This window comes from Terribacillus saccharophilus, from assembly GCF_002272075.1.
GTDB classification, from domain to species: Bacteria; Bacillota; Bacilli; order Bacillales; family Amphibacillaceae; genus Terribacillus; species Terribacillus saccharophilus_A.
Genome location: NZ_NPBJ01000053.1, coordinates 1 through 496 on the forward strand (window position 1 = coordinate 1; position 496 = coordinate 496).

Consider the following 496-nt stretch of genomic DNA (forward strand, 5'->3'; position numbering starts at 1 on the left):
TGATACCGGTGGCCGGGGTCGAACCGGCACTCCTTACGGAACACGATTTTGAGTCGTGCGCGTCTGCCAATTCCGCCACACCGGCATGTTAAAAGTATCTATGGAGGCGGCAACCGGATTTGAACCGGTGGTCAAGGTGTTGCAGACCTTTGCCTTACCACTTGGCTATGCCGCCAATATTGGAGCGGAAGACGGGATTCGAACCCGCGACCCCCACCTTGGCAAGGTGATGTTCTACCACTGAACTACTTCCGCATACAAGTTAGGCTAAAAGGATTCCATAGGAATCCCTGCCTGTTTACTTGGCTATAGCGTAAAGCTATATAGAGGGCGATCGATGGGAATCGAACCCACGAATGCCGGAGCCACAATCCGGTGCGTTAACCCCTTCGCCACGACCGCCATGATGAGTATGTTATGGCAGGGGTAGCAGGATTTGAACCCACATTTACGGTTTTGGAGACCGTTGCTCTACCATTGAACTATACCCCTATGG

The 496-nt window shown here is 52.6% G+C and carries 5 tRNA genes; all 5 read right to left on the reverse strand.

From position 1 onward, the window contains the following. Positions 1 to 3: 3 nt before the first annotated feature. The 5 genes from CHH48_RS19140 to CHH48_RS19160 all read right to left on the reverse strand — a co-directional run bounded on the left by CHH48_RS19140 (position 4) and on the right by CHH48_RS19160 (position 492). Positions 4 to 85, reverse strand: a tRNA-Leu gene (locus CHH48_RS19140). Positions 86 to 101: 16 nt separating this feature from the next. Beyond that, positions 102 to 175, reverse strand: a tRNA-Cys gene (locus tag CHH48_RS19145). 5 nt (positions 176 to 180) lie between these two features. Continuing rightward, a tRNA-Gly gene (locus tag CHH48_RS19150) sits at positions 181 to 255 on the reverse strand. A gap of 74 nt (positions 256 to 329) precedes the next feature. Next, positions 330 to 402 (reverse strand) — tRNA-His (locus CHH48_RS19155). 16 nt (positions 403 to 418) lie between these two features. Continuing rightward, a tRNA-Trp gene (locus CHH48_RS19160) sits at positions 419 to 492 on the reverse strand. Positions 493 to 496 lie beyond the last annotated feature (4 nt).